Consider the following 2,310-nt stretch of genomic DNA (forward strand, 5'->3'; position numbering starts at 1 on the left):
GTATGGATTAAATCAAACGGCTTTAGTTCAGCCTGGTGCAGACTTTTATGATATTGAAAATGTTATTGTCATTAAAAGATTAATGACCCAGCCAGTAAATATGCAATCAACAGATGGGAAGGAGAAAGATTTGTGAGAAAATTCCTTCTTCCTCTTTTATTTTTGTTGCTTTTTATTGTAGAAAGTCTTTTTGTGGAGTATTTACCCGAAAAGGTTTTCGGGTTTGAACGAATATTTGTCCCACACTTTCTTTTTATTGCTATTTTGTTTTTAACGATTTTTGTCGGAAGAAAACATGGAATTATTTATGCGGCCATTTTTGGTCTTTTATTTGATGTTGTATATGTTGAAATTATCGGGATCTACTTTTTCCTATTTCCATTTATCTCTTATCTGATTTATAAACTATTGCAGGTTTTGCAAGCCAATATTATTACGGCATTTCTTGCGGCCGTTCTCGGTGTCTCACTATTGGAGATTGGTGTTTATGAAATGAACTATTTAATTCATGTAACAGACCTTGATTTTATCGGTTATATGAACTTGCGTTTTTACCCAAGCCTTATCCTAAATGCAGTTGTTACGCTCATTGCTGCCTACCCATTAAAGTGGCTTTTTGAAAAACATTCGGAAGCAATAAGAGCCGAATGATTTTTCATTAAAAAAGAGGAGAATGGACGCATCGTGTCGAAATTTTATTAGGATAGTATGACTATTGATTCGGAATAGGCTAGAGGGTCCATATTCCTCTCGAACTGGCTTGTTTCGAAATTGCTTTCTTATTATGAGGTGAAAAATTCTCCATGAAAAAACGGCAAAATGTTACAATAAAAGGGACAAAGGAAGGACTGGTCCTGCATCTTGATGATAGTTGTTCCTACGAAGAACTAAAAAGGGAACTTGATCATAAACTTTCAGCCAACTCAAGTACACAGGATGAGCGTCATTTAACCTCTGTCAAAGTGGAAATCGGTAACCGCTATTTAACGGAACCGCAGCGGGAAGAACTAAAAGAATTAATTCGCCAAAAAAAGAATTTTGTTGTGGATGAAATTGAATCGAATGTAATCACGAAGGATGAAGCTGAGGAACTATTGGCCGAAACGGAAGTAATGACTGTTTCTAGAATTATTCGTTCGGGACAAGTCCTCGAAGTCCCAGGTGACCTGTTGTTAATTGGCGATGTCAATCCAGGTGGAACGGTCATTGCAGGTGGAAACATCTTTATCATGGGAACGTTAAAGGGGATAGCTCATGCAGGCTGCTATGGCAATGATGAAGCAATCATTGCCGCATCTAGTATGAAACCATCTCAGCTTCGAATTAGTGATTGTTTAAATAGTGCACCAGACAGCCTTCAAAGCAATGAAAAGCGGGAAATGGAATGTGCTTACATCGATGAAAACCGTCAAATCATTGTTGATAGATTACAAGTGTTAATCCAATTAAGACCAAATTTAACGAGATTAGAAGGGGGACATTAAAGTGGGAGAGGCAATCGTAATTACATCCGGTAAGGGTGGAGTAGGAAAAACAACAACTTCTGCTAATATCGGCACATCATTAGCCCTTCAAGGTAAAAAAGTATGTTTAGTAGATACTGACATCGGTCTTCGTAACTTGGATGTCGTCATGGGACTTGAAAACAGAATTATTTATGATCTTGTCGATGTTGTTGAAAAAAGATGCAAAATCCATCAAGCCCTTGTGAAGGATAAACGTTTTGATGGGTTATTATACTTATTGCCGGCTGCACAAACTGTTGATAAATCAGCCGTGAAGCCAGAGCAAATGAAAGAGCTAATCATCGAATTAAAGCAGGACTACGATTACATTATTATTGATTGCCCAGCGGGTATTGAGCAAGGGTTCCAAAATGCGATTGCTGGGGCTGACAAGGCGATTGTCGTGACAACACCAGAGGCTTCTGCCGTTCGTGATGCGGACCGGATCATTGGTCTCCTTGAGAAACAACCGAATATGGAGTCGCCTAAATTGGTCATCAACCGGATTCGAAATCATATGGTGAAGAATGGGGATATGCTCGAGATTGATGAAGTTACTCAGCATCTTTCCATCGAACTCATCGGCATTGTCGCTGATGATGATGAAGTGATTAAAGCTTCAAATCACGGGGAACCGATTGCCCTTAATCCGAATAACAAAGCTTCGATTGCTTACCGAAATATTGCGAGAAGAATCCTTGGTGAATCAATCCCATTGCAGTCGCTTGAAAATGCGGATAAGGGAATGTTTACGAAACTTAAAAAATTCTTCGGTGTTCGATAATACATAAAAGCGGAAGCGCCC

General features: G+C 38.9%; 3 protein-coding genes. All 3 read left to right on the forward strand.

The genetic code is table 11. The features are described 5' to 3' along the window. The first annotated feature begins 132 nt into the window (after positions 1-132). The 3 genes from mreD to minD all read left to right on the forward strand — a co-directional run bounded on the left by mreD (position 133) and on the right by minD (position 2,289). Positions 133-651, forward strand: a complete 519-nt coding sequence (gene mreD, locus V7659_RS18385; protein WP_335541240.1) for a rod shape-determining protein MreD — start codon at positions 133-135, stop codon at positions 649-651. A gap of 152 nt (positions 652-803) precedes the next feature. After that, complete coding sequence (gene minC, locus V7659_RS18390) at positions 804-1,484, forward strand: septum site-determining protein MinC (protein ID WP_335541241.1); 681 nt, start codon at positions 804-806, stop codon at positions 1,482-1,484. A 1-nt stretch (position 1,485) separates the two neighbouring features. Further along, on the forward strand, positions 1,486-2,289 hold the full coding sequence (minD, locus tag V7659_RS18395) for a septum site-determining protein MinD (RefSeq protein WP_335541242.1): 804 nt from the start codon (positions 1,486-1,488) through the stop codon (positions 2,287-2,289). Positions 2,290-2,310: the final 21 nt, after the last annotated feature.

Origin of the sequence: Neobacillus drentensis (assembly GCF_036966985.1) — a bacterium.
Lineage (GTDB): Bacteria > Bacillota > Bacilli > Bacillales > Cytobacillaceae > Neobacillus > Neobacillus drentensis_E.